The 25,103-nt window shown below is 34.9% G+C and carries 26 protein-coding genes and 2 pseudogenes; 10 read left to right on the plus strand and 18 right to left on the minus strand.

Annotated elements, in window-relative coordinates; all coding sequences use genetic code 11:
- Positions 1–6: 6 nt before the first annotated feature.
- The 6 genes and pseudogenes from CWATDRAFT_RS10885 to CWATDRAFT_RS33410 all read right to left on the minus strand — a co-directional run bounded on the left by CWATDRAFT_RS10885 (position 7) and on the right by CWATDRAFT_RS33410 (position 4,518).
- Entirely contained in the window at positions 7–411 is a 405-nt protein-coding gene (locus CWATDRAFT_RS10885) for a hypothetical protein (RefSeq protein ID WP_007305066.1), read from the minus strand.
- Between the two features lie 345 nt (positions 412–756).
- Positions 757–924, minus strand: a complete 168-nt coding sequence (locus CWATDRAFT_RS41735; protein ID WP_007303244.1) for a transposase — start codon at positions 922–924, stop codon at positions 757–759.
- Positions 917–2,241: pseudogene (locus tag CWATDRAFT_RS35755) on the minus strand (IS1380 family transposase). Before CWATDRAFT_RS35755 ends, CWATDRAFT_RS41735 begins: the two are co-directional and overlap by 8 nt.
- A gap of 154 nt (positions 2,242–2,395) precedes the next feature.
- On the minus strand, positions 2,396–2,539 hold the full coding sequence (locus tag CWATDRAFT_RS37190) for a hypothetical protein (RefSeq protein ID WP_157134066.1): 144 nt from the start codon (positions 2,537–2,539) through the stop codon (positions 2,396–2,398).
- 3 nt (positions 2,540–2,542) lie between these two features.
- The gene (locus tag CWATDRAFT_RS10905) at positions 2,543–2,965 is read right to left on the minus strand and encodes a hypothetical protein (RefSeq protein ID WP_050018348.1); all 423 of its coding nucleotides are present in this window, start codon (positions 2,963–2,965) and stop codon (positions 2,543–2,545) included.
- A 113-nt stretch (positions 2,966–3,078) separates the two neighbouring features.
- Positions 3,079–4,518: pseudogene (locus tag CWATDRAFT_RS33410) on the minus strand (NF041680 family putative transposase).
- A 79-nt stretch (positions 4,519–4,597) separates the two neighbouring features.
- Between CWATDRAFT_RS33410 and CWATDRAFT_RS10915 the strand changes: the two are divergent.
- The 9 genes from CWATDRAFT_RS10915 to CWATDRAFT_RS10950 all read left to right on the plus strand — a co-directional run bounded on the left by CWATDRAFT_RS10915 (position 4,598) and on the right by CWATDRAFT_RS10950 (position 10,556).
- The gene (locus CWATDRAFT_RS10915; protein WP_007303423.1) at positions 4,598–4,993 is read left to right on the plus strand and encodes a hypothetical protein; all 396 of its coding nucleotides are present in this window, start codon (positions 4,598–4,600) and stop codon (positions 4,991–4,993) included.
- Between the two features lie 112 nt (positions 4,994–5,105).
- Positions 5,106–5,339 (plus strand): hypothetical protein, encoded by a 234-nt coding sequence (locus CWATDRAFT_RS10920; protein WP_050018350.1) that lies wholly within the window; start codon positions 5,106–5,108, stop codon positions 5,337–5,339.
- Between the two features lie 4 nt (positions 5,340–5,343).
- Positions 5,344–6,003: a V4R domain-containing protein gene (locus CWATDRAFT_RS10925; protein WP_007305071.1), complete on the plus strand. Its 660-nt coding sequence runs from the start codon at positions 5,344–5,346 to the stop codon at positions 6,001–6,003.
- A 36-nt stretch (positions 6,004–6,039) separates the two neighbouring features.
- Positions 6,040–6,522, plus strand: a complete 483-nt coding sequence (locus CWATDRAFT_RS10930) for a 2Fe-2S iron-sulfur cluster-binding protein (protein WP_007305072.1) — start codon at positions 6,040–6,042, stop codon at positions 6,520–6,522.
- 37 nt (positions 6,523–6,559) lie between these two features.
- Positions 6,560–7,033: a globin family protein gene (locus CWATDRAFT_RS10935; RefSeq protein ID WP_007305073.1), complete on the plus strand. Its 474-nt coding sequence runs from the start codon at positions 6,560–6,562 to the stop codon at positions 7,031–7,033.
- 45 nt (positions 7,034–7,078) lie between these two features.
- Entirely contained in the window at positions 7,079–7,399 is a 321-nt protein-coding gene (locus CWATDRAFT_RS10940; RefSeq protein WP_007305074.1) for a 2Fe-2S iron-sulfur cluster-binding protein, read from the plus strand.
- A gap of 40 nt (positions 7,400–7,439) precedes the next feature.
- On the plus strand, positions 7,440–7,628 hold the full coding sequence (locus CWATDRAFT_RS39710; RefSeq protein ID WP_021829524.1) for a hypothetical protein: 189 nt from the start codon (positions 7,440–7,442) through the stop codon (positions 7,626–7,628).
- A gap of 21 nt (positions 7,629–7,649) precedes the next feature.
- Entirely contained in the window at positions 7,650–8,387 is a 738-nt protein-coding gene (locus CWATDRAFT_RS10945; protein ID WP_232287073.1) for a tetratricopeptide repeat protein, read from the plus strand.
- A gap of 543 nt (positions 8,388–8,930) precedes the next feature.
- Complete coding sequence (locus CWATDRAFT_RS10950) at positions 8,931–10,556, plus strand: IS1634-like element ISCwa1 family transposase (protein ID WP_007305076.1); 1,626 nt, start codon at positions 8,931–8,933, stop codon at positions 10,554–10,556.
- A 243-nt stretch (positions 10,557–10,799) separates the two neighbouring features.
- On the opposite strand, the gene CWATDRAFT_RS10955 is transcribed toward CWATDRAFT_RS10950, so the two are convergent.
- Entirely contained in the window at positions 10,800–12,122 is a 1,323-nt protein-coding gene (locus CWATDRAFT_RS10955; protein WP_007305077.1) for a hypothetical protein, read from the minus strand.
- Between the two features lie 136 nt (positions 12,123–12,258).
- A complete protein-coding gene (locus CWATDRAFT_RS10960; RefSeq protein ID WP_007305078.1) occupies positions 12,259–13,011 on the minus strand; it encodes a HEAT repeat domain-containing protein in 753 nt (250 codons plus the stop codon).
- Between the two features lie 387 nt (positions 13,012–13,398).
- On the opposite strand from CWATDRAFT_RS10960, the gene CWATDRAFT_RS10965 reads away from it, so the two are divergent.
- Positions 13,399–14,193 (plus strand): aminotransferase class IV, encoded by a 795-nt coding sequence (locus CWATDRAFT_RS10965; RefSeq protein ID WP_007305079.1) that lies wholly within the window; start codon positions 13,399–13,401, stop codon positions 14,191–14,193.
- Here CWATDRAFT_RS10965 and CWATDRAFT_RS10970 read toward each other — a convergent pair.
- The 10 genes from CWATDRAFT_RS10970 to CWATDRAFT_RS11020 form a co-directional block, all read right to left on the minus strand.
- Complete coding sequence (locus CWATDRAFT_RS10970) at positions 14,187–14,498, minus strand: DUF2499 domain-containing protein (RefSeq protein WP_007305080.1); 312 nt, start codon at positions 14,496–14,498, stop codon at positions 14,187–14,189. The genes CWATDRAFT_RS10965 and CWATDRAFT_RS10970 overlap by 7 nt on opposite strands.
- 16 nt (positions 14,499–14,514) lie before the next feature.
- The gene (locus tag CWATDRAFT_RS10975; protein WP_007305081.1) at positions 14,515–16,197 is read right to left on the minus strand and encodes an ABC1 kinase family protein; all 1,683 of its coding nucleotides are present in this window, start codon (positions 16,195–16,197) and stop codon (positions 14,515–14,517) included.
- 12 nt (positions 16,198–16,209) lie between these two features.
- On the minus strand, positions 16,210–17,586 hold the full coding sequence (locus CWATDRAFT_RS10980) for a sensor histidine kinase (RefSeq protein ID WP_042711428.1): 1,377 nt from the start codon (positions 17,584–17,586) through the stop codon (positions 16,210–16,212).
- 253 nt (positions 17,587–17,839) lie between these two features.
- Positions 17,840–19,360, minus strand: coding sequence for a carotenoid isomerase (gene crtH, locus CWATDRAFT_RS10985; protein ID WP_007305083.1), 1,521 nt, complete (start codon positions 19,358–19,360; stop codon positions 17,840–17,842).
- Between the two features lie 40 nt (positions 19,361–19,400).
- Entirely contained in the window at positions 19,401–19,928 is a 528-nt protein-coding gene (pgsA, locus tag CWATDRAFT_RS10990; protein WP_190273836.1) for a CDP-diacylglycerol--glycerol-3-phosphate 3-phosphatidyltransferase, read from the minus strand.
- A gap of 57 nt (positions 19,929–19,985) precedes the next feature.
- Positions 19,986–20,606 carry a dephospho-CoA kinase gene (gene coaE / locus CWATDRAFT_RS10995; protein WP_007305085.1) on the minus strand — a complete coding sequence of 207 codons (621 nt, stop codon included), beginning with the start codon at positions 20,604–20,606 and terminating at the stop codon, positions 19,986–19,988.
- Positions 20,607–20,763: 157 nt separating this feature from the next.
- The gene (locus tag CWATDRAFT_RS11000; protein WP_007305086.1) at positions 20,764–22,467 is read right to left on the minus strand and encodes a helicase HerA domain-containing protein; all 1,704 of its coding nucleotides are present in this window, start codon (positions 22,465–22,467) and stop codon (positions 20,764–20,766) included.
- A gap of 461 nt (positions 22,468–22,928) precedes the next feature.
- Positions 22,929–23,783 (minus strand): prephenate/arogenate dehydrogenase, encoded by an 855-nt coding sequence (locus tag CWATDRAFT_RS11010; RefSeq protein WP_007305087.1) that lies wholly within the window; start codon positions 23,781–23,783, stop codon positions 22,929–22,931.
- A 2-nt stretch (positions 23,784–23,785) separates the two neighbouring features.
- A complete protein-coding gene (locus CWATDRAFT_RS11015) occupies positions 23,786–24,016 on the minus strand; it encodes a hypothetical protein (protein WP_085961374.1) in 231 nt (76 codons plus the stop codon).
- Positions 24,017–24,234: 218 nt separating this feature from the next.
- The gene (locus CWATDRAFT_RS11020; protein WP_198138972.1) at positions 24,235–24,753 is read right to left on the minus strand and encodes a late competence development ComFB family protein; all 519 of its coding nucleotides are present in this window, start codon (positions 24,751–24,753) and stop codon (positions 24,235–24,237) included.
- Positions 24,754–25,103 lie beyond the last annotated feature (350 nt).

The following is a 25,103-nucleotide window of genomic DNA, read 5'->3' on the forward strand; positions in this document are numbered from 1 at the left end:
TTTTTGCTAAGCTGCACTAGGTTCTAAGCACTCCTCAAGGAACCCATCAAATGGACTACTACTATCAGCTATTTTGCGTGTTTCGTGTGCAAACTCAAGTTTTAGCTTAGAGATGGTAGATAAGCAGTCCTCAAAGTAAGGAAACTTTTTATAAAGGTAATAGACAAACCTTGTGGCCTCCTCTTCACTATACAACCGAGTTGTGCGGACTAAATCACTATTGAACTTGTCAATTTCTACTTTAGGGATGGTTTGTGTCTTGATGGTGATAATGCGTTCCTCAAGTGCTTTCCCCACGTCATAGAATAGTTCCTCATTGTTGGTAGCTTGATTAACCACCCAATGGCCTTTGAGAATAAACTTGTCCTTATAAAGCTTTTTGACTTCTAGGGGTTGATGACCCCCTACCATCCGCTTGAGAATGCTAACCCAGTTAGCTCTAGCAGACGTGACGCTCTCCCGTTCATCACAATAGACCGAATTGGTTTCCTCTAACCTTGATAGGGTGTTACCCGGATTTCTCACAAATTAATTTGAAAGCCCAATCCAGAGATGAAAAATGATAATTTTTAGGACTAATAGAAATTTTGAATATAGATGAATAAAAAAATTGACTTTGATTATCCAAAAATTGAGTTTAAGAGGGAATAATTATATTAACTTTTGATTTTTTCCACGATAAATAAGACTAAATGAAAGTATCAGTCAGTCAACAACTTATGATAGATATCTTTTTTTAAAAACAACTTATTCTACTTATCCAGTATTAGGAATAGTTTTAATTCTTTTGTTAGCAATAGACAAAATATCTTGATAAGGACAAGCACTAGCTATAGCGATAATAATTCTTCTACAACTAATCTTTATTCTGGCTCCCAACTTAAGAAGATTTAGACGTATTCTTCCCACAGTTGCTTTAGCCAATGAAGTTTTTTTTTAAACAGTGTTGACGAAAAGCATTTATGAGAACATAAGCCCAGGAATGTATCCATAATCTTAGTTGATTACTTTGAAATGTTTGAGTTGAAGTTCTATCAGCTAACAAGTCTAATTGTTGTTCTTTAATCCGATTTTCCATCTCGCCTCTCGGACAGTATTTTTTTGTATAAAGTTTTGAGGGTGGAATTTTGAAACGGGCAAAGATGTCACCATATGGCGCATTTTTAAGCCATCACTTCCATAACAAACTTTTGTCACTACTCTTCTTTGACAACTCCATGACTTTTCTGTTTTATAACGAATAGAGCGATACCAAGTAGAAATTGGTACTAATTTTTTAACTTCTTCTAAATCTTCTTTTTTCTGAAATAAACTATCCATTAATTCAGTTATTGGAGCTAGTTTTTTTTCATATTCATGTTTGGCTTTTTCAATTACATCATCCGCTCGTAACTTAAGAACGCCATTTGTTCCCATAGCTATAACATAATCAACTAAAGACTGATTTTCACAAAAATAGAAGATTTCTTCACGGGCATAGGCACTATCACCCCTAACTAGGATATGAGTCTCTGACCATTTTTCTCTAATTAGTCCGATAATTCTTTGTAATTCGTCTAAGGCTCCATCGGCTGGATCTACATTAGATGAACGAAGTTTAGCAACTAATAAATGATGCCCACAGAAAATATATAAAGGAGCATAACATACTCCGTGATAATAACTATTAAAAAATGCCCCTTCTTGATTACCATGTACTTGGTCATCCGTGACATCCATATCTAATATAATACTTAAGGGAGGTTTTTTATAAGACTCTAAACAAAATTCGACAAAAGATTTTTCAATGGCTTCAAAGTTGGGTTCTATTTTATGATAACGACTCGTTTTTTGGTCGAGAATAGTCTCAGGACAATATTACAATCTATTAATTGTACTTTTTCCAGCTAACCATCCCTTTTTATCTTCAAGTTCATTAAGCTTTTCTAAAGCGATCTTAAGGGCAGGATCGTGACGTAATTTATCATGGTCATTGACATCTTCATAGCCTAAAATAATTCCATAAAGCCTTTGTGCTAATAACTCATGAACGGAATGATCTACATAAGATTGATGACGATGATCTTGAAAACAGTTATCAAACTTCTCGGTAATTCCCAGTTTTTTATCCAACTCAGCTATCCAGACAATCCCCGCATCTGAAGTGATTAGTCCCCCATCAAAATTAGCGATTATTTCTTTTCCTTTCTGTTTACTAAAGTTGATTACTTGACGAGGGTTTCGGGGATGACTGGGACTTATTAAATCAGTTTAAGGTAAATTGCTTTAATAATTAAATTATAGCATATTTTATTCTAACAATCTAGTACTATTAGAGATTTTATTAATAATTTTTTTGGAAAAATGAGTGATTGATTTATCTTTTCATCTTTGTCTAATTCGGGTTAATTTTAACTTAAAATCTGACAACAGACTGTTGGTTGGGGAAATCTGCGATCGCTCTGTTCAAACCCACTTCCTGTAAGGCTTCTGTGTTTGGCGATCGCAGATTTTGTGAGAAATTCGGGTAACGCCTTTTGTTGAAATATCTGCGTAACATATTTCAGCCGCTTTTGTAACATGGAGGGGAAACAGTACGATAACCATTGAGAGAACCAGCCAGTAACAAGTTGTGCAACCAATTGATGTTAAAGGAAAAACCATTAAGAGCCTCAAACGGGGAACGAAAATCGCTGCCCCCATCAAGTTTTCGACGACCGTAAGGATGGAAGTTCCACAGTAGGGCATGGGCGCGCATTTGGAGACGAGCCGCTTCAATTGTGCCGTGGAAATACTGCATATCATCAAGAATTCGGTCTTGATAGTTCATTAATCGGTCTATTTGATTGCTAGTGCGATAACAACCAGGCATTTCGTATGCCATCTTCAGTTGAGAGCTTTTATCTTTTAGCGATCGCAATTTATCTTTAACCGAATCCAATTCAATCGATTTTTCACCCCATTCCAGTAATTGGACTTTGGACAAAAAAAGTTTGTTAGCGTATATTTTACGCTAAACTAAAATCCCAAAATATCGGCTCTGTATCAGTCAATAAAATTGGCTGACAAATAGGGCTAATCTATAGATTCTGAGGAAAACTAAGGAGCTTTTAAGTTTTCAGTTGATTTTTTGCTCCCTTTCTTGATAACATCATGACGAGTTCGTGGGGCTTTTTTGTAACCTTTAATACGTCCGGAAGAAAAACCTCGACGTTTGGGAAATTTGGCGAAAGTCCCCAAGGTCGTAATTATTCTTGAAAAGTCTCTTTGAACTAGACTAGGGGTGATTTTGATGGATTTATTAGTCTTCAAATACTGTTCCCAATCACGGGGTAAAACCACAGCTAATTTTCTGGCAGCCCACAAATTTACAGAAGAAAGAAGTGTTAGTTTAAACCAATTTTCTTCATGATGTACATCGGGAGTTAAATAAGATGTCATCAATAATCTTTGTTTACCAAATCGAAAAAGATGTTCCATGTCATAACGTTGTCGATAACACTGATAACAATCAACTAAACTTAACTCATCGCGCCGAGAACCAATAACAATAAGCCACATAGGTTTCCAAATACTATTTCTTTCTTGAGCTCTGACAACAATCTGGAGTAAAGTAAAGGGGTGATTGTTCATTTTATAGTTTTTAGTTCCTCTCATTAACATCTGTTTCCATCCCGAAATAGTCACTGTTAATTGACGACCTTTTTTCGTTGTAAAGGGAACATGATGAACTTCATCAGGTTCAGTCCAAGTTTGGTCATCTTTAAGGTCAAATTTATCCCCATACCAACGGGGATGTCCCGAAGTTTTGGCTTGATTTGGGTCCCGAATAAATTGACGATAAAAAACTCGGTCACTTCTAACTCTTGTAATAGTAACTACGTCTTCATGCTTAACTTGTTCCCCAATAAAATCCTTTTGGCTGTAGTCACTATCAGCCACTAAGACAGATAATTTATCAGAAAATAAAGAACTTTGCCAGATTTTTTTTAGTTGTTGATTGCCTTGATTTACTCCTTTATGTTTAGAGGGGACTAGCTCTCCTGATAAGGGGACAGCCCAAGGGACTTTTTCTGTGTCTATTTGGTCAGGTAAAGCGCAGACAACGGAATAACAATGTCCAATATTAATGGGTTTATTTCCCTTAACTGGATTGGGGTAATGAATAAAGGTTTTATCCGCTAACGTTTCGGCAAACCGTCGTGGACAGGGAGTTCTGTCAATACCAAATAAGTTATAATGTTTTGAAGTGGGAGGAATTGTTCTCGATACCGCTGAAAATAAAGTCTCAATTCTCTGTTCATAATTAGGGTCAGTTTGAGTGGGTAAAAACTATTGAATTCCTCTATATAAACTGTTATAATCTCTTCTAAATAAAGGATTGAGAGACAATTCAACGACTGAGTGAGCTTGTTGTTTACTGGAGAGGGCATCGAGTAATTCTATAATAGTTTCTTTTCTAGCTTTTAGTCCTTGGAAGAGGTTAGACCTCCACACCAGGAATTCCTCGACAGACGTAGCCGTTTCATTTTTGGTCATTTTTAAAATTTATTACCTTATAAATTAGCGGAATATATACGCTAACATCAAAAGAGGTTGTTTGTTACAGTTAAGGCTAATGTCATCACATTCCGAACTTAAGACCAGTCAAGATGTCCACCTGAGAGCCAAACAAATTAAGAGTCTAATTCGCTCTCTTAAACAGAAAATAAAGAAAATTGAACGGGAAGGGGAAGTAGCACCAGCTAATTGTCATATTATTCGTTATCAGGTTAATCGAAAGGGAACAATCTACTGGTATTATAAACTACAGGCTGCTGAATCAATTTTTCCTATGGCCACTAATAATGAGAAAAAAACCAAATATAAATATTTAGGACGAGCCGGAAGTTCTGCTCATATTGATGCTGTAGAAAAACTCACTAGAAGAAATCTCATTGATGAATTAGAACGAGTCATTCAATCTCTAACTGAAAGCTACTTAGATATCTATATTGGAACCGAAACTGAATGAAGCTATTTAATATTTAAAATCCCCTAAAAAGATGGAAAGAGAGTTTTTAAAATCACCTTAATTCTCTATTTTAGCTCTGGAGATATGTTTAGCGTAAAATTTACGCTAACAATTGTTTTTTATCCAAAGTCCAATCAGACATCGCCTTTTAGAATGGCTCACAGATGTTATCCATGCTCAAGAAATGGTAGAGATAGAAACCCATATTTTTGAGAATTTGATCCAGGGTTTAGAAGAAATATTAACTATGGAGCAAATGGTTATTCTAACCCCATTTCTGAAACAGGCAAAAATTACGCTACTAGAAACAAAGCCCGAATCTGAAACCTTAAAAGTAGGAGCATAAATTAATGATTGATGTTGCCAATTTAGTCGAAAAGTCTTCCTTTAAGGGTAATTACTTTTCCCCAGACATTTATCTACAAGGAGACTTTGAATTTGGATTATTAGAGAACCGTAGTGGTTCCCGTTTATTAGCTCTGCCCCAACCTTTATTAGAGGCACTTTACAATACCCTAGAAGATGAACTAGGGGAGGGAAGTAGTGTTGCTTTATTCAGTATTGGTCGTTGGTGGGGAAAAAATTTCTATCAGAGATTTGCCGATGAATTAGGGGAATACTACGGAAAACCTCTAGCACAAATGAACATGATTCAATTTGTTCAATGCTTAAAAGAATGCTGGAAAGCTCATGGTTGGGGAGTTCTTGATATTGACCTCAAATACTATCAAAATGGTTTTATAGTACCCCAAATTTCTAATTCTCCTTTTGCTCGATTTGCTCCTCAAAATAAGCGTCCTATGTGTTTCCTAGAAGCAGGAATTATGAGTGCTTTTTTCAGTAAAATAACAGGAGAAAAATTACACTGTATTCAAACCACTTGTGAATCTATGGGAGCTAATTCTAATTACTTTGTAATTGGTTTAGCTGAAAGACTTGAATCCGTAGAAGCATGGCGAGAAGAAGGTCATGATCATAATAAAATTATGGAATTATTATGTCGTGATTAATTGAACCAAAACTAATCAATTTAGGATACTTTAGAAATGCCAAAAACAGTCAAACTTGACCCGATTAACGAAAAGGTTGATATACTAACTAACGATAATCTTTTGAGTGGTTTATTAGCCAAAGATTTGAATGTTTGGAAAGAGTGCGGTGGCCGGGGAATGTGTTCCACTTGCCATGTTTTTATCACAGATGGAATGGAGAGTTTATCCCCTGTTAACCGCCGAGAAATTCGCACTATGGAAGTGATTACCACTGCTGGTAAATGCTCTCGTTTAGCTTGTCAAGCAAGGGTTATCGGGGACGGGGTTGTAGTAGAAGTTCCTTCGGGGATGTATGTCAATGAAATCGATAATATTGAAGATTTAATTGGCAGTCGTGCCAAAGATAATATCCTTCATCCCATCACTGGTGCGCTCTTAGTTGAAAAGGATAAATTGGTTACTCGAACCATGATTACTCAACTAAAAGATACGCAAGTTGAAGTTGCTGAATACATGGCAAAAGTTCAAGATGCTTAATTTATTTAAACCCTAATTTTATTATCGAGGAATAATAATGTTAACCCAGTTTTCAAACCTTAGTGTAAACACCGATGGCCGTTACGCGACTGATTCTGAATTAGAATTTATTAACGATTATTTAGAATCAATGGCTATGCGAGTTCAAACCTACGAAAAAATTCAAGCAAATGAAGAAGCAATTGTTCAAGAAGTTGATGAAAAAATGCAGGAATTAAATAAAAATGATTCCTTGTTCAAAATGGATGAAAATACAAAAATAGTTTGTCTAAGAGATCGAAAAAATGCCATTAAATATACCAGTGCGGCAATGTTAATCAATGATTTAGATCGTTTGCGTGATGGTCTTTTGATTTGGTTAAAAACCATTGTTAAAGCTGTTGGATATGATCGTTTTGTCCGAACTCACTACCCCATTATTCAGGAGGTAATTCAAGAGTATTTAACCCCCGAAGAGGCTAAGTATATATTACCAGCTTTTCAACTCGATTGCACTATTTTAGGTGCTTAAAATTTCTTTTCAATCATTTAATTATTAACTATTAAGGAGCTACAAATGAGTCAAACTAACGGTTCTTTCCAAGTCACATTAATTAACCCCAAACGCAGCTTAAATCAAACTATCAGGGTTTCCTCAGAAGACTATATTCTTGATATTGCAGAAATCAAAGGCGTTAAACATCCGGCTTCTTGTCGTGCTGCCTCTTGTTTTGATTGTTTGGGTAAACTTATTTCTGGAAAATTTGAACAAACAGAAAAGGCTGAATCCTTTCTGAGACCAGACGAATTAGATCAAGGATATGTATTACTTTGTGCTTGTTCTCCTACATCTGACTGCACCATTTTAACCCATCAAGAAGAAGAATATTTAGTTTAAATATTCACCGTTTATTAATCTTTAAAAAGTATTGAATATCATGGAAAATCAAGTAGAACAACAAGAACTAGAAAATCAAAATAATAACAGTAATTTATCTGACATTTTTGATATTTTATCAGGAGTTGGATTAGTTGGGGGTGCGGTTGGCTCTTTTTTAGGTAATGCTGCTTTTGCTGCCATTCCTCTTTCTTTCTCAGTTGCTTTACAAATTGCTAACCGTCGTTAATTAAAAGTAGAATTAGCTCAAATGCAAGAAAGTTCTACAATGGAGATGACCCAACTTATGAATAGCAATCATTCTACCCTTGTAGAACAATTGCAACAATTAAAACAACAGGGAGAAAATAGCTTAAAACAGCAAGATCAAAAATTTAAAACCCTTATCAATGAGTTATCAGATAGAGTTCAAAACAATAAAGAATCTTTTACTCTTTTAAATGGAAAAGAAAATGAACTAGATCAATTTTATCATCAGTTAGAGTCCCAACTCAATAAAGTTGAAGGTGTTGTTGAAACCCTGCAAAACATCGAAAACTTCTCTCAAATGATTCGTACTAACCCGGAGAGTGCAGAAGCTTATTATCAACGGGGATTGAATCATCAAAAATTAGGGGATAAAACAGGGGCAATGGAAGACTATACAGAAGCCTTGCATTTAGACTCTACTTATGCTAGAGCCTATCATACCCGAGGGGTTATCTTAGCAGAAATTGGCAACAGAAAACAGGCTGTTGAAGACTTACGTTTAGCAGCTAAATATTACTTTGAGCAAGGTGATATCGAAAGCTATGAACAAGCGAGAAACCTCAGTAAAGAATTTTATGAGGTTCGCCATTCTCCAGTTAATACCGAAACAGCAGAAGTAATAGATTCTCAGGATGAAATGAGTCAAGAAATGAACTCCGCACCAATGGATTTAGTGACAGTCGGTGGTTTATTTGATGATGAAACTGATAGTGAAGAAAACATCTCTATATTGGGTTAAAACCTTTTTAAATATTTCATCGTTTGTATGTTAATTCTCCTTGTCAGCAGTGATCTTTTCCATAAGATCACTGCTTTTTCTTTAATAAATGGCTTTTTTGGATTTATCGAAAAATCAAGGGTCTAAAACCCCTTCCTAAAGGACGTAATATGCTAGTGTAGAAGGATACGGGAGGGCATCCCGAAATTCACGCCTTGGGAGACATGAATAGGTAAGACCAGTGATGGCACGTTCAGCCCAGGAAGCTTCTTGCCTAACAGCAGAAGTATGTCACAGTGATAAGGAAATTTTAGCCGAGGGTAGGGTGGGTTAGGTGCGGATTTGATTTTGATAAAAACATCATAAATTGTTATCTGCACCGTAACCCACCATTTTAAATATGTAGTCTGTTATGCTTTTTACACCCCAGATTCCGCACTTCAAAAAGTAGCATTAAATACTACAAGCCTGGGGTTAATAATTAAGTATAATTGCTTAAGCTCTTGAAGACAAAAAAGTGGGATAATTGCTTAAGTTGTTTCCTCTGTAAAAAAAGAGCGAAAAATGTCTTATTTAGAAGAAATACAAGTTAAAAATTTAGACCATTTAGGGATAGTAGCTGGTTTAATTGATGAAATAGGAATAGTCAAAATAATTAATAATAAATTAGGAATAGATGTTAGAGAAAAAATCTCAGCAGGTACAGTAGTTAAGTCTATTTTAATCAATGGACTAGGATTTGTTTCAAGACCTCTATATTTATTCAGTCAGTTTTTTCAAGATAAAGCCATTGAGAAATTGTTAGGAGAAAGAATTAAACCTGATTACCTTAATGATGATAAAATTGGGAGAGTAATGGATGAATTATATAAATATGGACTAAATGATATTTTTATTGAAGTAGTTTTAGAAGTAATTAAAAAAATTAAAATAGACCTTAAATACTCCCATTTAGATTCCACGTCATTTCATTTAGATGGAGAATATAAAAGGGAAGAAGATAAAGAGAAACAGGAAGAAGAAAAAATTATTAAAGAAAGACCAATTTTTATTAAGAAAGGATATTCTCGGGATCATAGACCAGACTTAAAACAATGTGTCTTGGATTTAATAACAAGCCAAGATGGAGATATTCCATTATTTGTGAGAGTAGGAGATGGAAATGAATCTGATAAAGCTGTATTTGGAAAAGTTTTAGTAGAATTCAAAAAGCAAATAAAGTTTGATAGTATCATGGTTTGTGATAGTGCTTTATATGGTCAAGAAAATCTCCAACTAATCCAACATTTAAAATGGATAACGAGAGTTCCAATGACCATAAAAAAAGCAAAAGAATTAGTGCAAAATATAGAGGTGGAAGAAGTAAAAGATGAAGATAAAGAAAAAAGAAGTGACCTAAATTTAGAAAGTTATACCTGGAAAGAAGAAATTGTTACTTATGGTGGAATCAAGCAAACTTGGTTAATAGTCTTGAGTGAAAAAAGACAGAAAAGTGATTTGGAAAAACTAGAAAAACAACTTTCCCAAGAAGAGAAGAAATCCCAAAAATTTCTTAAAGAAATACAATCTGAAGAATTTGAACATCCTCAAGCTGCTCGATATAAATTAAAAGCTATTAATAAAAAATTGAGATTGTTGGAAATAAAAGAAGTTGAACTGATTGAAACTTACTCAAAAAAAAAGGAAAAGATTTATAAAATGATTAGTCTGATCATCAAAAAAGATGAAGAGATAAGTAGAAAGACTAAAGAAGCAGGAAAATTTATTTTAGCAACTAACTTAGTAGAGGAAAATAAATTAGAAGCTAGTGAAATTCTGATAACTTATAAAAACCAGCAATCTACGGAAAGAGGATTTCGATTTTTGAAAGATCCCTTATTTTTTACTGATAGTTTCTTCGTTGAAAAACCAGAAAGAATAGAAACAATGTTATTTTTAATGTCTTTGTGTTTGTTGATTTATAACTTGGGGCAAAGAGAATTAAGAAATTGTTTAAAAAGAGTCAAAAAAGGAATAAATAATCAAGTAGGGAAAGTAACATTGCGTCCGACTTTGAGGTGGATATTTCAATGTTTTCAAGGTATTCATTATGTGATTTTAAACGGAGTTAAACAAATTGTCAATTTAACAGAAGAAAGGCGTTTTATATTGAGTTTATTACCTGCATCTTGTCAAAGATATTATCTATAAATTGAATTGGATAAAGCAAAAATAATAAAAGAATAAGAGTCTAATGATATCAAATGAGAAGAGGAAACTCTCCTTCGTTTGTGCTGAGTCTTGCTAAGTTTTCAATGAGTATAAATCTTCTTAATTTGATTATTTTTCCTAAAAATTTAATGAAAAGAGAAATATTCTTGCCCAGGTATGATTTTCGGACTTTTTAAAACTATGTATTTTTTTATACTACATTTTGAAGTGCGGAATCTGGGTTTAAGCAAATTGAGAAAAGTATTGGTGATAGTTATCCAGATTAATTCCCATTGTCTGTTTAAGCATTTCCCGAACCTCCACAAGTAACATAGAAGACTCAACTTGTTGAAAATATAATATTCTTTCCCTTAACTCTTCAAGCGTCGAAAAATTATCATTCTCTAATCCATAAACATTGATAATCTTATCTCGGTTATATCTAAAACATGGCAACCCATAACATAGTGATTCATAATAAACTGTTGTTGTCAAATTATAGGAAACTGTAAAATCGAAATCATCTTTGCTCAATAAAGTCGATAAATTTTCGTTTGTAGGAACTATCTCCATTTTACAACCTTGCGCCATTTCTTTGTAGTAAGTATCATCAAGGTTTTGAGGATGCAATTTTATAAAAAACTCAACATCTGTCATCGTTTTCGATAGTTTTTGAATGATTTCAATCACTTCTTCGTTAACTAATTCACCTCCTTTTCTACCTAAAAAAACTAAACATTTCTTGAAAGACTGTTTTACTTTATCAATTTCCCACTGAGTATATTTTGGATTTCCAACTAATAATAACTCTGTGGATGTCATGGCGGAGTCTATGATTTGACTAATGGTATTTTTACTCCAACATAATAGGTAATCAGTTTGAATATTTTCTATATTGATTAAATCATAAGGAGGAGAATCTTGATTGAGAAAATAACTATCCATAATAGCGTGTTGTAATGAGTAAGTAGGAATGTCTCTCTTTTGGAAAAATTTTACCAACATATTTTCATAATTCAAGGCACCATTAAAGGTAATATACTTTTTGATTTTTAGCTTATTTTCTTCAGTCCTCTCAAGAGCATCAATAAAATTTCTATAAAATTGTAATCTACAACTAAACCAAAAAATTTCTTTTATAGTTAAAAGATTAAATAGTTTCGTACAATTACTGATAAAAGTTACTAAGAACAATAGAAAAGTTTTACTGAATAAGGGGACTGATTTACTGTCAGTCTTTATGTCTAAAATGAAACTGACAGATTGGCTTATTTTCTGACTTGTTAACTCAATAAGTTCACAATAATCATTACAGCGACTTTGATTTTTAGGAATGGTAAAAACAATACCAGGATACTCACAAATGTCTTGTAAATTATCAATGTATGGATGTTGTTTTATTTGTGATAATATTATTCGATATGCTTGACCTTCAAGCTCATTCTTTCTCTCAAAGTAAATATGATAGATTATATAAAAAGCGATAATTTCACCTAAGTTATATCCTTGATATTGATAGGATAGTTTATTTTTTATTTTTTGGTATTTCTCAAAATAATTATTCATAAGATATTTTTTCCAATATCAAATATGTAGCCTCACTAAGTATAAACTAGATTAGTTTTTACTTTCAACAAAACTAAAGTTAACTGTGAGAAGGAAACTCAGGCGTTAGAGAATTCATCGGGTTTACATTGTATAACTAAATTAGCCCTTCTAGTTCAAGATCCTCGATCATCTGCATTCCCCTGGTATCCCCAAGCCGCAATAAAGCACTTTTGGCATCTTCTTTAACGCTATAGTCTTCATCTTCTACCAATGCCTCGATTAGAGCATCGATCGCCGTAGCATAAACCACGTTTGATGGGAGTTCTCGACAGAGTTGCCCGATGGCCCAAGCACAGTTTCCTCGTATGGCCGCCACGGAATCTCTCCTTAATCCTTCAATCAAAGGCGGCATGGCGGCGATCGCGTCTTCGTATTCTTGTTTAGCGATTTGAGCTAGGCTACTGGCTGCCCAAAGACGTACGGCAGAAATATCGGTTCTCAAAGCATGGATCAAGGGCGCAATACTGCTGCGATCGCTGCCGTTGCCCAAAGCCCAAACAATCCCTTTACGGACGTATCCATTCCAATCTCTTCCCAATAACTCTATTAGGGCGGATACTGCTTCAGGACTGGTATTTCTTCCCAAGGCATAAGCTGCACTAACCCGTACTAAGGGGCAAATATCATCTAGCAGTTGCACCAGTGGGGCGATCGCTCTAGAGTCTTCTAGTTCACAAAAGACCCTCGCCGCCAGCATTCTCTGTGATGGGTCTTCATCACTCAATTTTGGCAACATTTCCTCTGGATCTGGACTGGGAACCTGTACATCTACTGCTTCCAGGCGATCCAAGGGGTCATCAAATTGATCTACACTGTCAATTACGCTGAGGTCGTCGTCGGTTTGCATACTCGTTAGAATGGCCTATTGTTAACTATTTAAGCAGGTTTCCTGTCCCTTGTCTTAATTCTCTTTCTGAGGCAACAAAATAATCTCTGTTCTTTATAACTTAAATTTATAGAGTTTGAAAAATTGATTTTATTTACTCAACAATACTTGCTTTTTTTGAATGGTTAAGAAACAACTCATTTTTGCTGATTATGGCAAAATTTTGCCATATTTGCATTTTGTCCATTTTCATGATACTTTATTTTTCAGGTAGGTTGTGGGCTTAGTTTACCTACCTATAACAGTTTAATGGTCTGTATTAGGCATTCTTTCGTCACAAGAGCGATTTTCGTTAATTTTTTTGAATTTATCTTGCATTTTTTTAGATAATGTGTATAAAAGTCTAGAGTGAAATATTGGTATGATGGTCAGCTATTTACGGAAGACAAAATTTCTCTATCTATTGATGATCCAGGTTTAAAATATGGGGCAACTGTTTTTACTACACTTCGGGTTTATCAGCAGTCTTTAGACCACCCTTTAACCCAATGGAAAGCCCATTGTCATCGTCTTCAAACCAGTTTACAACAGTTTGCTTGGTGTTTACCGAATTGGCAAAAAATAGCTGAAGGGGCAAACTATTTGATAGGGACTTACCCTGTGTTAAGAATAACTATTTTTCCTGATGGTAAAGAATGGATTACAGGACGTTTTTTACCCGAAAATTTAGTTAAATTACAGCAGCAAGGGGTCAAAGGATGGTTAGCTAAGGATTCCCTGTTTCAACGCAGTTTACAAGGTCACAAAACTGGCAATTATTTAGGAGCTTACTTAGCTTTACAAAAAGCTAAAAAACTAGGTTTTCAAGAAGCAATTTTAGTTAATTCACAAGATAATTGGTTGGAAACAACAACGGGAAATCTTTGGGGATGGAAAGAGGGAACATGGTACACCCCAGGGTTAGAGGTTGGTATCTTACCCGGTATTGGACGATGGCAATTAATTAACTGGTTACGTCAAAAAAATATCAATGTTATAGAAAACCAATGGAGTCCTTCCTGGGTTAAATCTCTGGAATTAGTTGTCTATACAAACAGTGTTGTGGAAGTCATTCCTTTTTCTTCTATTGATTGTCAGGGAGAATACCTTAACTTTGATATCTCTGGCGAACTATTACAGATATTATATCAATATTATCAGTGATCAGTTTTTTGGCAAGCAGAGGAGCGAAAAATCCACCAACCGGCTAAACAAAGGGTACAGTTGCCGATAACAGTTAAAGACGCTTGTAAGGTCACTAACCAATCTAAAGAAGCTGGATTATCAAAGAAATGCCAGGTACAAGCACACATGGCACTAACTAAACCTGGTAACATTCCCCAAGACAGCGATCGCCAATATAATTTAGCACTGACTTGGGCATAAGTCCAAACGAATAAGATAGCCACTGTCCACTCAACGACACTGGAAACATGAACCATCCAAGTTGGAATAGAAAGTACATTCATAAATCACTCATCAACTTTATTTCTCTAATAATTTATCAACTTTTTCTTGCAAAAGTAAAGAGATTAAAGACTTTAAAAAAAATAAACTAAAAAGTCCGGCAAAACCAAAACAGATTAAAGCAAACTTAGTATAAACCGTTGTCATTAGTATAGAAGCTGATAATAAAACAAACCCGGTTAAACAAGCATATATTAAGCTTCTTATCCCTAAATTAATACGTTTTAAAACTCTTTCATTTTCTAAAGAGCGAACTCTAAACTGTAACTCTCCTCTATCTATTCTTTCTTCGAAACCTCTGAAAAACCTCTCGGAGAGATCAGATTGATTTAAGCTACTTTTAATCATCTCTTTGGCCTGTCTCACCATGACTGTCACCACACTTCCCCCACTACCACTTAAAGCCAAGTTTTTGACAAAAGGTTGACTAGCTGCTAATAAATTATACTGAGGATCTAATGCTCTGGCAATACCATCTAATGTTGCCAAAGATTTCAGGATGAATGTCATTTGTGGGGGTAAACGAAAGGGTTGGCTTTTGAACATCGAATACACCTCATCACTGACTTGTTCAAAAGCACGAACATCCACTGGTTTCTCCCGAAAATTCTCTAATAAAAAGGCAACAATTCTTTTTACAGGAGTCATATCGTTTAAAGGTTCAATTAAACCCATATAAACCAAGTTATCTACCACTGTATCCGTATCTTTTTTTAAGACAGCAAAAAATACTTGGATCATCTGATCCTTGGCAAAGGTTTTAACTTCAGCCATAGTACCAAAATCATAAAAAATCAGTTCTCCCCGTTGACTAACTGCCATGTTCCCAGGGTGAGGATCTGACTGAAAAAATCCATCGATCAATAATTGCTTTAAATATGAACAAATTCCCAGTTTAATAATGTTATCTAAATTAATATTATTCGCTTCTAATGCTGCTCTATCATCTACTTTTATTCCAGGTAAATACTCCAAAGTTAATATTTTCTTGGTGCTATATTTCCAGTGAATTTTAGGTACTTTTATTTGTGAATATCCCCGAAAATTAGTGCGAAATCTCTCAGCATTTTTACCTTCGTGAACATAGTCAATTTCTCTAAATAAAATTTCAAAAAATTCTTCATGAACTGCCTCTAAATTATACTTTTTAAAAGACTTAAAAAATCGAGTTAAAATACGAATTAAACGGTGAACAACTTCAAAATCTAAATTAAAAATTTTTTCTAACCCTGGTCGTTGCACTTTGACAACAACTTCTTTGCCTGTATATAATTTTGCCCGATGGACTTGTCCTAAACTTGCTGATGCTAAGGGTTCGATTTCAAAGTCGTCAAATAAATCGTAAACAGGTTTACCCAACTCTCCTTCAATGACAGCGATCGCTTCGTCGGTACTAAAAGGAGGAACGTTATCTTGCAGTTGACTTAATTCTTGAATATATTCTAAGGGAATTAAATCAGCACGAGTGGATAAAGACTGACCAATTTTAATAAATGTTGGCCCTAGTTGGAGCAAATTTTTGACTAACCATTTTGCTCGTTTTTGTCTTTGTTTGGAACTATTTTTTCTTAAAAATTTATCCCATAGTATAAATAGTAAAAATTGGAATGTAAATAAGGAGACTTCCCATTGACGACCAAGAGGAGAATATCGAGAATGTTGCCATCGTAGTGACTTAGAGGAACCGCGTTTTGTGAGCATACAACCTTTAAATTACGATGAGGATAATGATTGAGGAAGAACCAATCTACATACAATTTTACAATGTTTAGGGTTCTCTGTGGGGAGAGATTCAAGACTAATTTTACCCTGGATGAGTTTAACTAAATCTTTAACAATATTTAGTCCCACTCCAATACCAGGAATACCACTATCTATAACAATTTGTTCTCGGTAAAAAGGTTCAAAAAACTCGCTAATGTTATTTCGACAACCGTGCTCACTTATATTACATAAGGTGATAATAATTAATGAGTCATTATTGTCATTTTCTTTGTTAACTTCTAGGGTAACAGTAGAGTTGGGAATCGAAAATTTACTGGCATTTGTTAATAATTCTTCAAGAATATTGGTCAAGTGCTGAACATCTGTACTCAGTGGTTCCTCAGGTTCAATATTAAAGTTTGTCTTTAATGTTAGATTATTTTTACAATTTTCTTGCCATTTCTCTCGGTAAGAGTCAGTAATATCTATCAGCAGTTTAGTTAAATTAAGAGGAACTAAGTTATAGCAAAGGTCTTGAGATTTTAAATATTTCAGTTGTAATATTTTTTCATTAATATTGTTAAGCTTATGCCAAGCATCTTCTAACATGGCTATTCTTTTAGCCAACTCTTCTGGAGATAATTCTCTAGTTAGTAAAACAGTGATTCCCATCTTAAGTATAGCCAAGGGATTACGAGTTTGATCGCTCATAATCGTAATCATATTGTAAATAACTTTTCTATTCCATTCTAACTGTTTTTCTAATTGCTTTCTTGTACTTGTCCACCACAGTTTGAGGATTGGATTTTCTTCTAAAAGTTGAGGAATATCACTAAGAGAAAAAGAAGAATCTTTATTAACACTTTTTTCATCAAAAATTTCATCTACTTGACTTAGATGACAAGCCATACCAACAATATTTACAACTTCTTTTAACTTTGTTTTATCTTGGCTACTCCACTGATAAGAATTTGATTTGCCTAAGAGAATAATCCCATTTGTCTCTCCTTTAAAATCAGTTCTTGCTCCCAACAGGGACTGAACTTTAATATCCTCAAAGAAAAGTGATAACTTTTGGTATTTTTTGTTGCTTAAATCACTAATTGATTTTAACTTTGAATTATTTTTTATCTCTTGTACCCAAGGAGTTTGTATTATTTTTGATAGTTTACTTTCATGAATAGTTGCATATTTTCCCTTGGAATTTATCAAGGTATAAAAGTATTTTGAATGATTAGAAATAATAATAATAGCACAAAAATCAACTAATAATTCTTTACTAAGTATCTGGGTTATCTTGTCTAAAGTTCTACCATAATCCGAGGGAGCAACAATTGCCTTAATCAAAGATTTTTCTGTGTTATTATCTGTAGAAGAATTTGACATCGTACTCATAGCATCCGATATATAGATGATTTAATCGTTTCATGTAAATTTACAATCCCTTTATCTAACTTCCAAGAAAAAACAGTATTTTCCTCCTTGGGTTCAATCTACATTTTAACTTAGAAAAAGCGCAATCTAATTCTAAGATGATAAGTTACCGACATATACTTATCATCAGTAATAACGCCGTATTCTTCAACGGTGGATATACGGAAACAAGTGCAAAGAAATATAAACAATTAAGTGTTAAGACTTATATTCCTAGATCAACGGCGATGCGATGGCTACAAGCAAACCCAGAAAAGGCCACAGCATTGAGTCCTTGACCTGGAAAGGTACTATCTCCTACACAGTATAATCCAGGAATAACGGTGCGGTTAAAAGGCATTCCTAGCAACCCTGGTAACTTACGACTGGGAATAGGCCCATAAGTACCATCATTTCGCCCTAAAAAGCGTCGATGAGTGCGTGGTGTTCCCACTTCTTGATAGTCTAAACCATCAACTAATCCAGGAAATATCTTTTCTAAGCGTTTAATTAAATGACTAGCTGCTGCTTCTTTTTTCTGAGAATATTCTTGTTTAGATAGTCCTTCCCATTCGTTAATATAACTGGGAGTAAATGTATGGATAATGTGATGACCAGGAGGGGCTAAACTAGGATCGAGTAGGGTGGGAATTGAGACAAAAATGGTTCCTTGTTCATCTTCCATAGTCTCCCATTCTTCCAAAAGAACATGATGGCATTCTGTTCCTATGGGTAAAACTTCAGATTTAACCCCTAAATGTAAGCTTAAGAAACTAGGGGATTTTTCATAACGTTGTTGCCATTTTTCTTCCTTTTTAGGGAGTGGATTGTTGGTCAATAATTTTTCAAATGTATCCCAACGAGTGGCATTAGAAACAATACGTTTTGCCCTATATTCTTTGCCATCGGCTAATCTAACTCCCACTGCTTTACCCTGTTCCATTAAAATATTAGTAACACGGGCTTTATATTGAATTTCACCACCAAATTTTTCTAAACCTTCGACTAATTTTTCGGAAATAGTTCCCACACCCCCTTTCGGATAATTTATACCCCCATAATGTCGATCTGAAAACACCATTCCTGCATTGATCATAGGTGTTTTTCCTGCCGGAACCACTGACCAACAATAACACTCCATATCAATGAACTTTAGTAGTTCGGGATCACTGATATAACGACGAGCAATATCTCCTGCATTTTGGGGTAAGTATTTCACCAACCCTAAACAAGCAAAAGGGTGCTGAAAAAATACTCTCATCAGGTATCTAGGTTCTTCTAAGGAAAGTAATTCCATGGCATTTAGGCAGTTAAAAACTTGCCAGCATTCGTCATAAAAGCGACGAATACCTATCTTTTCATGAGGAAACTTAGCCGTTAATTCTTCGATAAATTTACCATAATTTTTGTGTACTTTTAGCTCTAAATTGTTAGGTAAATGGTAATGTATTTGTACAGGGTCGGGGATGGTTTCCATACTCATATTAACCCCCTCTAAAGCACGGGTTAAAAGGTTAGTGGTTCCTTCTGTGCCAAAACCAAAAATCATCGATGCACCTACATCAAAGCGATAACCTTCCCGTTCAAAATAAGCGGCACTTCCCCCAGGAATTAAATACTTTTCTAAGACCAATACTTTCGCTCCTTTGGCTGCGAGTTGGGTAGCTGTCACTAACCCCCCCATTCCCGAACCGATAACGATAACATCGTAGTCTTGTTTTGCGATCGCCGTTCCTGTCCTAGTCATGTTTGATTACAATTTCTTAACATTTCTAGTTTATCAGTTATCAGTTACTACTAAAATTAGGCAGTAGGTAGATCACTCCAGAAAGTATAGTTAAGAAGACTGATAGCCAAAAAACTGTTATAGAGATAGTTTCCCAAGGTTGAGGCAAAGGGGCGATCAGTAGTGCGATCGCCGTGATTTGGCTGACTGTTTTTAATTTTCCCCAAATATTTGCTCCTTGAATGGTGGTGTTTCCGGTTAAGTTTGGGTTAATACGCCATCCGGCGATCGCTATTTCTCGGCCTAATATTAAGAACACTCCCCAGGCCGGAACTTGTTGCAGAGAAATCAAACTTAAGAGGGGTGCAAGTACCAATAATTTATCAACTAAAGGGTCGAGAAATTTGCCTAATTCAGTCACTTGATTTAACTTTCTAGCTAAATAACCATCTACCCAGTCTGTTGAGGCAGCAAGGAGGAAAATAACGAGGCTGAGCCAACGATGAGAAGGGGTAGGAGTAGTGAGGAAATAGAAAAGAAAAGGAAGTCCTATTAAACGGGAAATTGTGATCGAATTAGGTAAATTCATGGATAATTGATAATGGCTAATTGTCATAGCGAGATTAGCAGGAATCTCTTGAACTTCTTAATCATAAAGGGTAGTGCCATATTCAGGAATGTTTAATGCTTTTTCAATTTGCTGATGTAAAGCTTCTATTGTAGAAGAATTATCTAGAACAAGGTCGGCTTTTTGTATTTTCTCTTCAAGGGGTAGTTGACTTTTTATACGGGCGATCGCTTCTTGTTTGGTTAGATTATTTCTACTCATTAGTCGTTCTAGTTGTTGTTCATAAGAACAATAAACTACCCAAATTTCTGTGACTAAATGGGTTAATTTTGATTCAAAAAGTAAGGGAATATCTAATACTATAATTGTCTCTTCATATTTGAATATATCTTCTTTAAATCTCTGTCTTACGTAGGGATGAATTTGGCTTTCTAACCATGTTTTTTCTCTCGAATTATTAAAAATAATATTACCTAATTTTTTCCGATCTAATTCCCCATTGTTTAAGCAAATTTCTGTTCCATATCGTTGTTTAATCGTTTGTAAAATAGGTGAGTTTCCCTCAACTGCTTCCCTAGCATAAATATCAGCATCCAACACTCGAATATGACAAACAGTTGTTAAATAACGGGAAACTGTTGTTTTTCCGGTGCTGATACCTCCTGTCAAACCAATAATTCTTCTTGAGTGTTCATTCATGTTAACAACTAAAATAAGGCTAGGGTTTTCAGAAAATATTATCTACAAGGTTATTCTGTTGAAGAGATTATAAGTGAATTACCAACACTGAGCTTAGAGAAAATTTATTTGTGAAAGTTAGTTTTTTACTAGATGCTCAATAATGAGTTTAGTAACTTTAAAAACCTAGTTCTGCCCTAGCATTTTCTGCTGCTGCAAATAACTCTTCATCAGATAACTGTGACCAGTCTGTTTCCCCGATTTCTGCATAGAATTCTTGATCATAAGCACGAGTTCTGATAACAACTGGCATCGGCACAGCGTGACCTAAGATTAAAGCTTGTTGTTTAGAATCTAACTTTGCTAACACCGACCTTAAATTTTGTCCCCCAGAAACTCCAGTAAAAATAGCCTCAATATCCTTTTCATCGTTTAGTAAACAAGTAATTCTTGTACCAACTTGTGACATCACTTCATTATCAATTCCCGATGGTCTTTGGTCCACTACTAAGAGTGTAACAAAATATTTTCTCATCTCCCTAGCAATGGTTCCAAAGATGGTTTGATGGACAATTTTCGAGTCTAAAAAACGGTGTGCTTCTTCGATGGTAATCACTAATTGTCGGGGGCGATCGCTCGGACTTTTGGTTTGGAGAAATCGCTCAGCTTTCTTGACATAACTACCGTGAATCCGTCGAGTAATCATATTAGTTGCTAACATATAAGAAAGCATATTAGACTGAGAACCAAATTCAATAACAACGTGCTTTCCAGCGTCCAAAGATTCTAATACCTGATTAATATAATTATGGGGACAAGCGGGGCGTAAATATTTTAAATTATCTAATCTCATTAACTTACGTTGTAGGGACATAATTGACCCTGCATGACCTTGTTTTTCCTGACAAAACATTTTTATATCTTCATTAGTCATGTTTATTAACTGCATGATCCATGTCTTACCATATTCTGCTTCTAAAATGTTGGCATTATCCAAACTAGCTTCCGAAATACCTAATTCATGTCCCACTAAACGGATATCTTCGATATCAATTTGATCGTAACTTAAATACAATTCTTGAGCATCATTAACCCCTCTTCTTTTAGTAGACTCAGGATCTAAAGTATAAATTTCTACTTGTCCAGGAAACAGTTGACGTAACCCTTTCACAGTGGAAACTTCTTTCCCTTCTTTCATCGCTTCCCAACCGTATTCTGAGTGCATATCAAACATTAAATTAACCGCAGCTTGTTTACGAATAATCCCAGAAATTAATAGGCGAGTTAAAAAAGATTTCCCTGTTCCAGACTTACCAAAAACCCCATTACTACGCTCAACAAAACGATCTAAATCAATACAGATTGGCACCTCCATATCTAAGGGTTTCCCTATGGCAAAATTTCGCCGTGTGTGGTCATCTTCCCAACCAAAAACAGCCCTAAAATCTTGCTCAGAAGCTTCATAAACTTGACTAAAATGGGTGGGAATAGTTTTCACCGGAAGCAATTCTAAATCAGCATTGGTTTGCGCTTGAAACGATCCTAAAGAAGTATCTTCCGTTTGAGAATTATTATTTTTCTCCCCTTCTGTGGGGGTAAACATTAACATGGGTGCTAATTCTACATTGCCATAAGTAGCACTACCGGCTAAGACATCCCTCATAAACGTATCTTGAAAATTGGGAGGGTTGGCTAAAATACGGGGGTTAGCGGTTCCTAGAGAAACATCGGTCAACAAACAGAAAAACCGCGATCGCACCCCCTGCACCACCAAAAATTTTCCCACTCGCATTTGTTCGACGGAAACATCAGAATGTAAACGAACTTCTAACCCTTGTGAAAGGGAACCTTGAACAACTGCACCGAGGGGATGATCTGTCATTTTACAGGGATTGATACACTACATATAGGGTTATGATCTACAACGCAACCCTATGGGTATTGTATCGCAGGGAACAATATTATTACTTAGACTTGATCCGTGGTTAGAAGAAATAAGGCCAAGGAAAACACTCATTTTCGGATTTTTTGTCTTTTAGAAAAAGCTCAAGGAATGGGTAATTTTTCTATTTCTTCCTCTTTGTTGATTGATTTGGTCTTCAAGGCAAATTTTTATTTTGACTATTTAAAGATCCTAAAACTACGGTTCCTAGCAGAAATGTTACCATGAGGTTGAAAAACATTGTATTAGCAGCAATTCCTAGAAAAATCAAGCTAAAGTTGAGAAAAACTTTCTGAAACGGATGAATAGTGTTATTTGTAACCATTGACCTTAAAACCTTGTACAAAGTTTATGTATGATTTCTACGATTATATACGCAATTAAGTATTTGTGCGGAAAAATTACGAATTTTTTTCTATTCCTATAAATGGCGATCGCTCCTGTTGTGTGATCATCAGTAATTTTTGAAGGGAGTCCCATTGTTCGGTCTTGATGTATTCCGTAATCTCATCCAGTTGCTGACTATAACCCTGTAAAGTGTGTAACAAAGCAGTTTTATTATATTGAGCCATCATCACCCCTAACTCGGGGTTTCCTCCTCCAACGCGACTGGTATCTCTGAAACCGGAACTAGCTAATTGTTGAGCTAATTTTAAAATACTTTTATCTTTTTCTTCTGAACAAGCAGCGATTAAACTGGCACTAATCATTACAGGTAAATGGGAAATCCAGGCAACGGATTGATCGTGTATTTCGGGAGAACAAGTGTAAACAAGCGATCCTAAAGATTGGGCTAATTCTTCTAAAATTTTCATGCTATTCTCTGGAGTCTTTTCTGTTGGAGTGATGACGTAAGGGGCATTTTTAAATAAGTTTTTCTGTGCCGCTTCGATTCCTTGTTCAGCCGTTCCAGCCATAGGATGACCCCCAACAAAATTAGTCCACAATGATTCACATTCTTTAACGATGCAAGTTTTAACCGATCCCACATCAGTAATAATCACCTCTTTGCTTAAATGAGGAATTAATTGTTTTAAAGTTTGAGAAATTAAGCCAATAGGTGTACAAATAAAAATAATGTCAACTGTTGATAGGGACTTTAAATTAATATCTGCATAGTCTACAACTTCTTTCTTTAATGCTCTATTACAGGTGCTTTCTTTACGAGAAACACCATAAATAATATGTCCACAGTTACGCAAATCTAATCCTAATGAACCGCCAATTAATCCTAAACCAATGATTCCAACTTTCATGCTTAATTTTTTCCTATATGATAATCTCTACAATCAATGGCTGCTTCTGTAGTAGCTTTAAACGGATTAACAGGACACTTTAAACGGTAATCATTAGTAAAATATTGACAATCACTACAGGGAATATTGTGCATTTTTTTTGCTTGCTTAATAACATCCACTATCATTGCTATCACACTACTACCTAACATTAATATAAATACCCAGGCTGTTATCAAACAGAGGGGAACCATTAAAGGTTGTATCCTATCTATGAAGCAGGTTATTAACATTAACAATTGAAATTATTTAATTTTTCTCACCTAAAATAATAACATTTTTTGATAGAGAATTAGCTTAAGAAAATCTTGAGAGTTTTTATTACACCGTTTTCTGGTAAGGATAAGATTCTTATTGAAATTCATTTTTCTTAACCTTACCAGTGGTAACGATTGAGGGTTTTAATATCTTTTTATCTTTCTCTTTGAGTTAGGTTATAGCTTTGGGATAGTTCCTCACTTAGTTGCTTAGAAACATCGGTTAATGCTGCAAATTCTAACTCATTTCTCTTGATAGTTTCATATTTTAATTTAGCAATTAAGGGATAGATAACCCTATACAAATTATCCCAAGAAAGCTTCTGATAATCACCCAGAATCCCCTGTCTTTTGAAAAGAGTTTCTAATTTGTCTAATGATTCTTTTGCCAAGTCATGCTCAACATAACTCTCTGGACGGATAGGAACTGTTTTTTTGATTGGATCTCTTTCAATAGCAGCTAAAGATCGACGAACAGCTAAAGTTATTTGTGATTTATATTTTTGCATTCCTGTCCGTTTTTGATGTTCTTTCCCTATTAAACTAGAGGCATAAAGGGGAGGTAAGCGATTCAGGGCATAAGTGGCAACTTCAACTTTATTGATATAATCTCTGATTTTTTTGGGATAAAGTCTCAGTTGTTTATCAATTTCATTCTGGACTAATAATTCCATGATGTTTACATGGACCTTAGCTCCACTATCTATAGAATAGTTCATACATTAATCCTCAAAACAAAATATATTGAACTACCAGCTATCTTTCTAAATGGAAAACTAGACTGATAATAAATTTAGCACTCTTGAAGAAAGCGAGAAAATACCGATTCTGGCTTTTTTGTGATTCTGCACTTTCCATAATTATACGCAAAATTATCAAGATTGTCGAACATTTTTAAAGATAATTAACTTTATTTATATTTTATAAAAAAAGGAACCAGCTTCATCAAATATTTATAAAAGATAAGAGTTTTTACTGAATAATTAGCCACGAATAGGAGATAATTCTTAACAAGTTGGTAGAA

The organism is Crocosphaera watsonii WH 8501, from assembly GCF_000167195.1.
Lineage (GTDB): Bacteria > Cyanobacteriota > Cyanobacteriia > Cyanobacteriales > Microcystaceae > Crocosphaera > Crocosphaera watsonii.

Excerpts from the sequence above, each read along its gene's own strand:
- CWATDRAFT_RS10885 (WP_007305066.1), bottom strand. The coding sequence starts at position 411 with ATGGTAGGGGGTCATCAACCCCTAGAAGTCAAAAAGCTTTATAAGGAC.
- CWATDRAFT_RS37190 (WP_157134066.1), bottom strand. The coding sequence starts at position 2,539 with ATGTTACGCAGATATTTCAACAAAAGGCGTTACCCGAATTTCTCACAA.
- CWATDRAFT_RS10915 (WP_007303423.1), top strand. The coding sequence starts at position 4,598 with ATGTCATCACATTCCGAACTTAAGACCAGTCAAGATGTCCACCTGAGA.
- CWATDRAFT_RS10925 (WP_007305071.1), top strand. The coding sequence starts at position 5,344 with ATGATTGATGTTGCCAATTTAGTCGAAAAGTCTTCCTTTAAGGGTAAT.
- CWATDRAFT_RS10930 (WP_007305072.1), top strand. The coding sequence starts at position 6,040 with ATGCCAAAAACAGTCAAACTTGACCCGATTAACGAAAAGGTTGATATA.
- CWATDRAFT_RS10935 (WP_007305073.1), top strand. The coding sequence starts at position 6,560 with ATGTTAACCCAGTTTTCAAACCTTAGTGTAAACACCGATGGCCGTTAC.
- CWATDRAFT_RS10940 (WP_007305074.1), top strand. The coding sequence starts at position 7,079 with ATGAGTCAAACTAACGGTTCTTTCCAAGTCACATTAATTAACCCCAAA.
- CWATDRAFT_RS39710 (WP_021829524.1), top strand. The coding sequence starts at position 7,440 with ATGGAAAATCAAGTAGAACAACAAGAACTAGAAAATCAAAATAATAAC.
- CWATDRAFT_RS10945 (WP_232287073.1), top strand. The coding sequence starts at position 7,650 with ATGCAAGAAAGTTCTACAATGGAGATGACCCAACTTATGAATAGCAAT.
- CWATDRAFT_RS10950 (WP_007305076.1), top strand. The coding sequence starts at position 8,931 with ATGTCTTATTTAGAAGAAATACAAGTTAAAAATTTAGACCATTTAGGG.
- CWATDRAFT_RS10955 (WP_007305077.1), bottom strand. The coding sequence starts at position 12,122 with ATGAATAATTATTTTGAGAAATACCAAAAAATAAAAAATAAACTATCC.
- CWATDRAFT_RS10960 (WP_007305078.1), bottom strand. The coding sequence starts at position 13,011 with ATGCAAACCGACGACGACCTCAGCGTAATTGACAGTGTAGATCAATTT.
- CWATDRAFT_RS10970 (WP_007305080.1), bottom strand. The coding sequence starts at position 14,498 with ATGAATGTACTTTCTATTCCAACTTGGATGGTTCATGTTTCCAGTGTC.
- CWATDRAFT_RS10975 (WP_007305081.1), bottom strand. The coding sequence starts at position 16,197 with ATGCTCACAAAACGCGGTTCCTCTAAGTCACTACGATGGCAACATTCT.
- CWATDRAFT_RS10980 (WP_042711428.1), bottom strand. The coding sequence starts at position 17,586 with ATGTCAAATTCTTCTACAGATAATAACACAGAAAAATCTTTGATTAAG.
- crtH (WP_007305083.1), bottom strand. The coding sequence starts at position 19,360 with ATGACTAGGACAGGAACGGCGATCGCAAAACAAGACTACGATGTTATC.
- pgsA (WP_190273836.1), bottom strand. The coding sequence starts at position 19,928 with ATGAATTTACCTAATTCGATCACAATTTCCCGTTTAATAGGACTTCCT.
- coaE (WP_007305085.1), bottom strand. The coding sequence starts at position 20,606 with ATGAATGAACACTCAAGAAGAATTATTGGTTTGACAGGAGGTATCAGC.
- CWATDRAFT_RS11000 (WP_007305086.1), bottom strand. The coding sequence starts at position 22,467 with ATGACAGATCATCCCCTCGGTGCAGTTGTTCAAGGTTCCCTTTCACAA.
- CWATDRAFT_RS11010 (WP_007305087.1), bottom strand. The coding sequence starts at position 23,783 with ATGAAAGTTGGAATCATTGGTTTAGGATTAATTGGCGGTTCATTAGGA.
- CWATDRAFT_RS11015 (WP_085961374.1), bottom strand. The coding sequence starts at position 24,016 with ATGGTTCCCCTCTGTTTGATAACAGCCTGGGTATTTATATTAATGTTA.
- CWATDRAFT_RS11020 (WP_198138972.1), bottom strand. The coding sequence starts at position 24,753 with ATGGAATTATTAGTCCAGAATGAAATTGATAAACAACTGAGACTTTAT.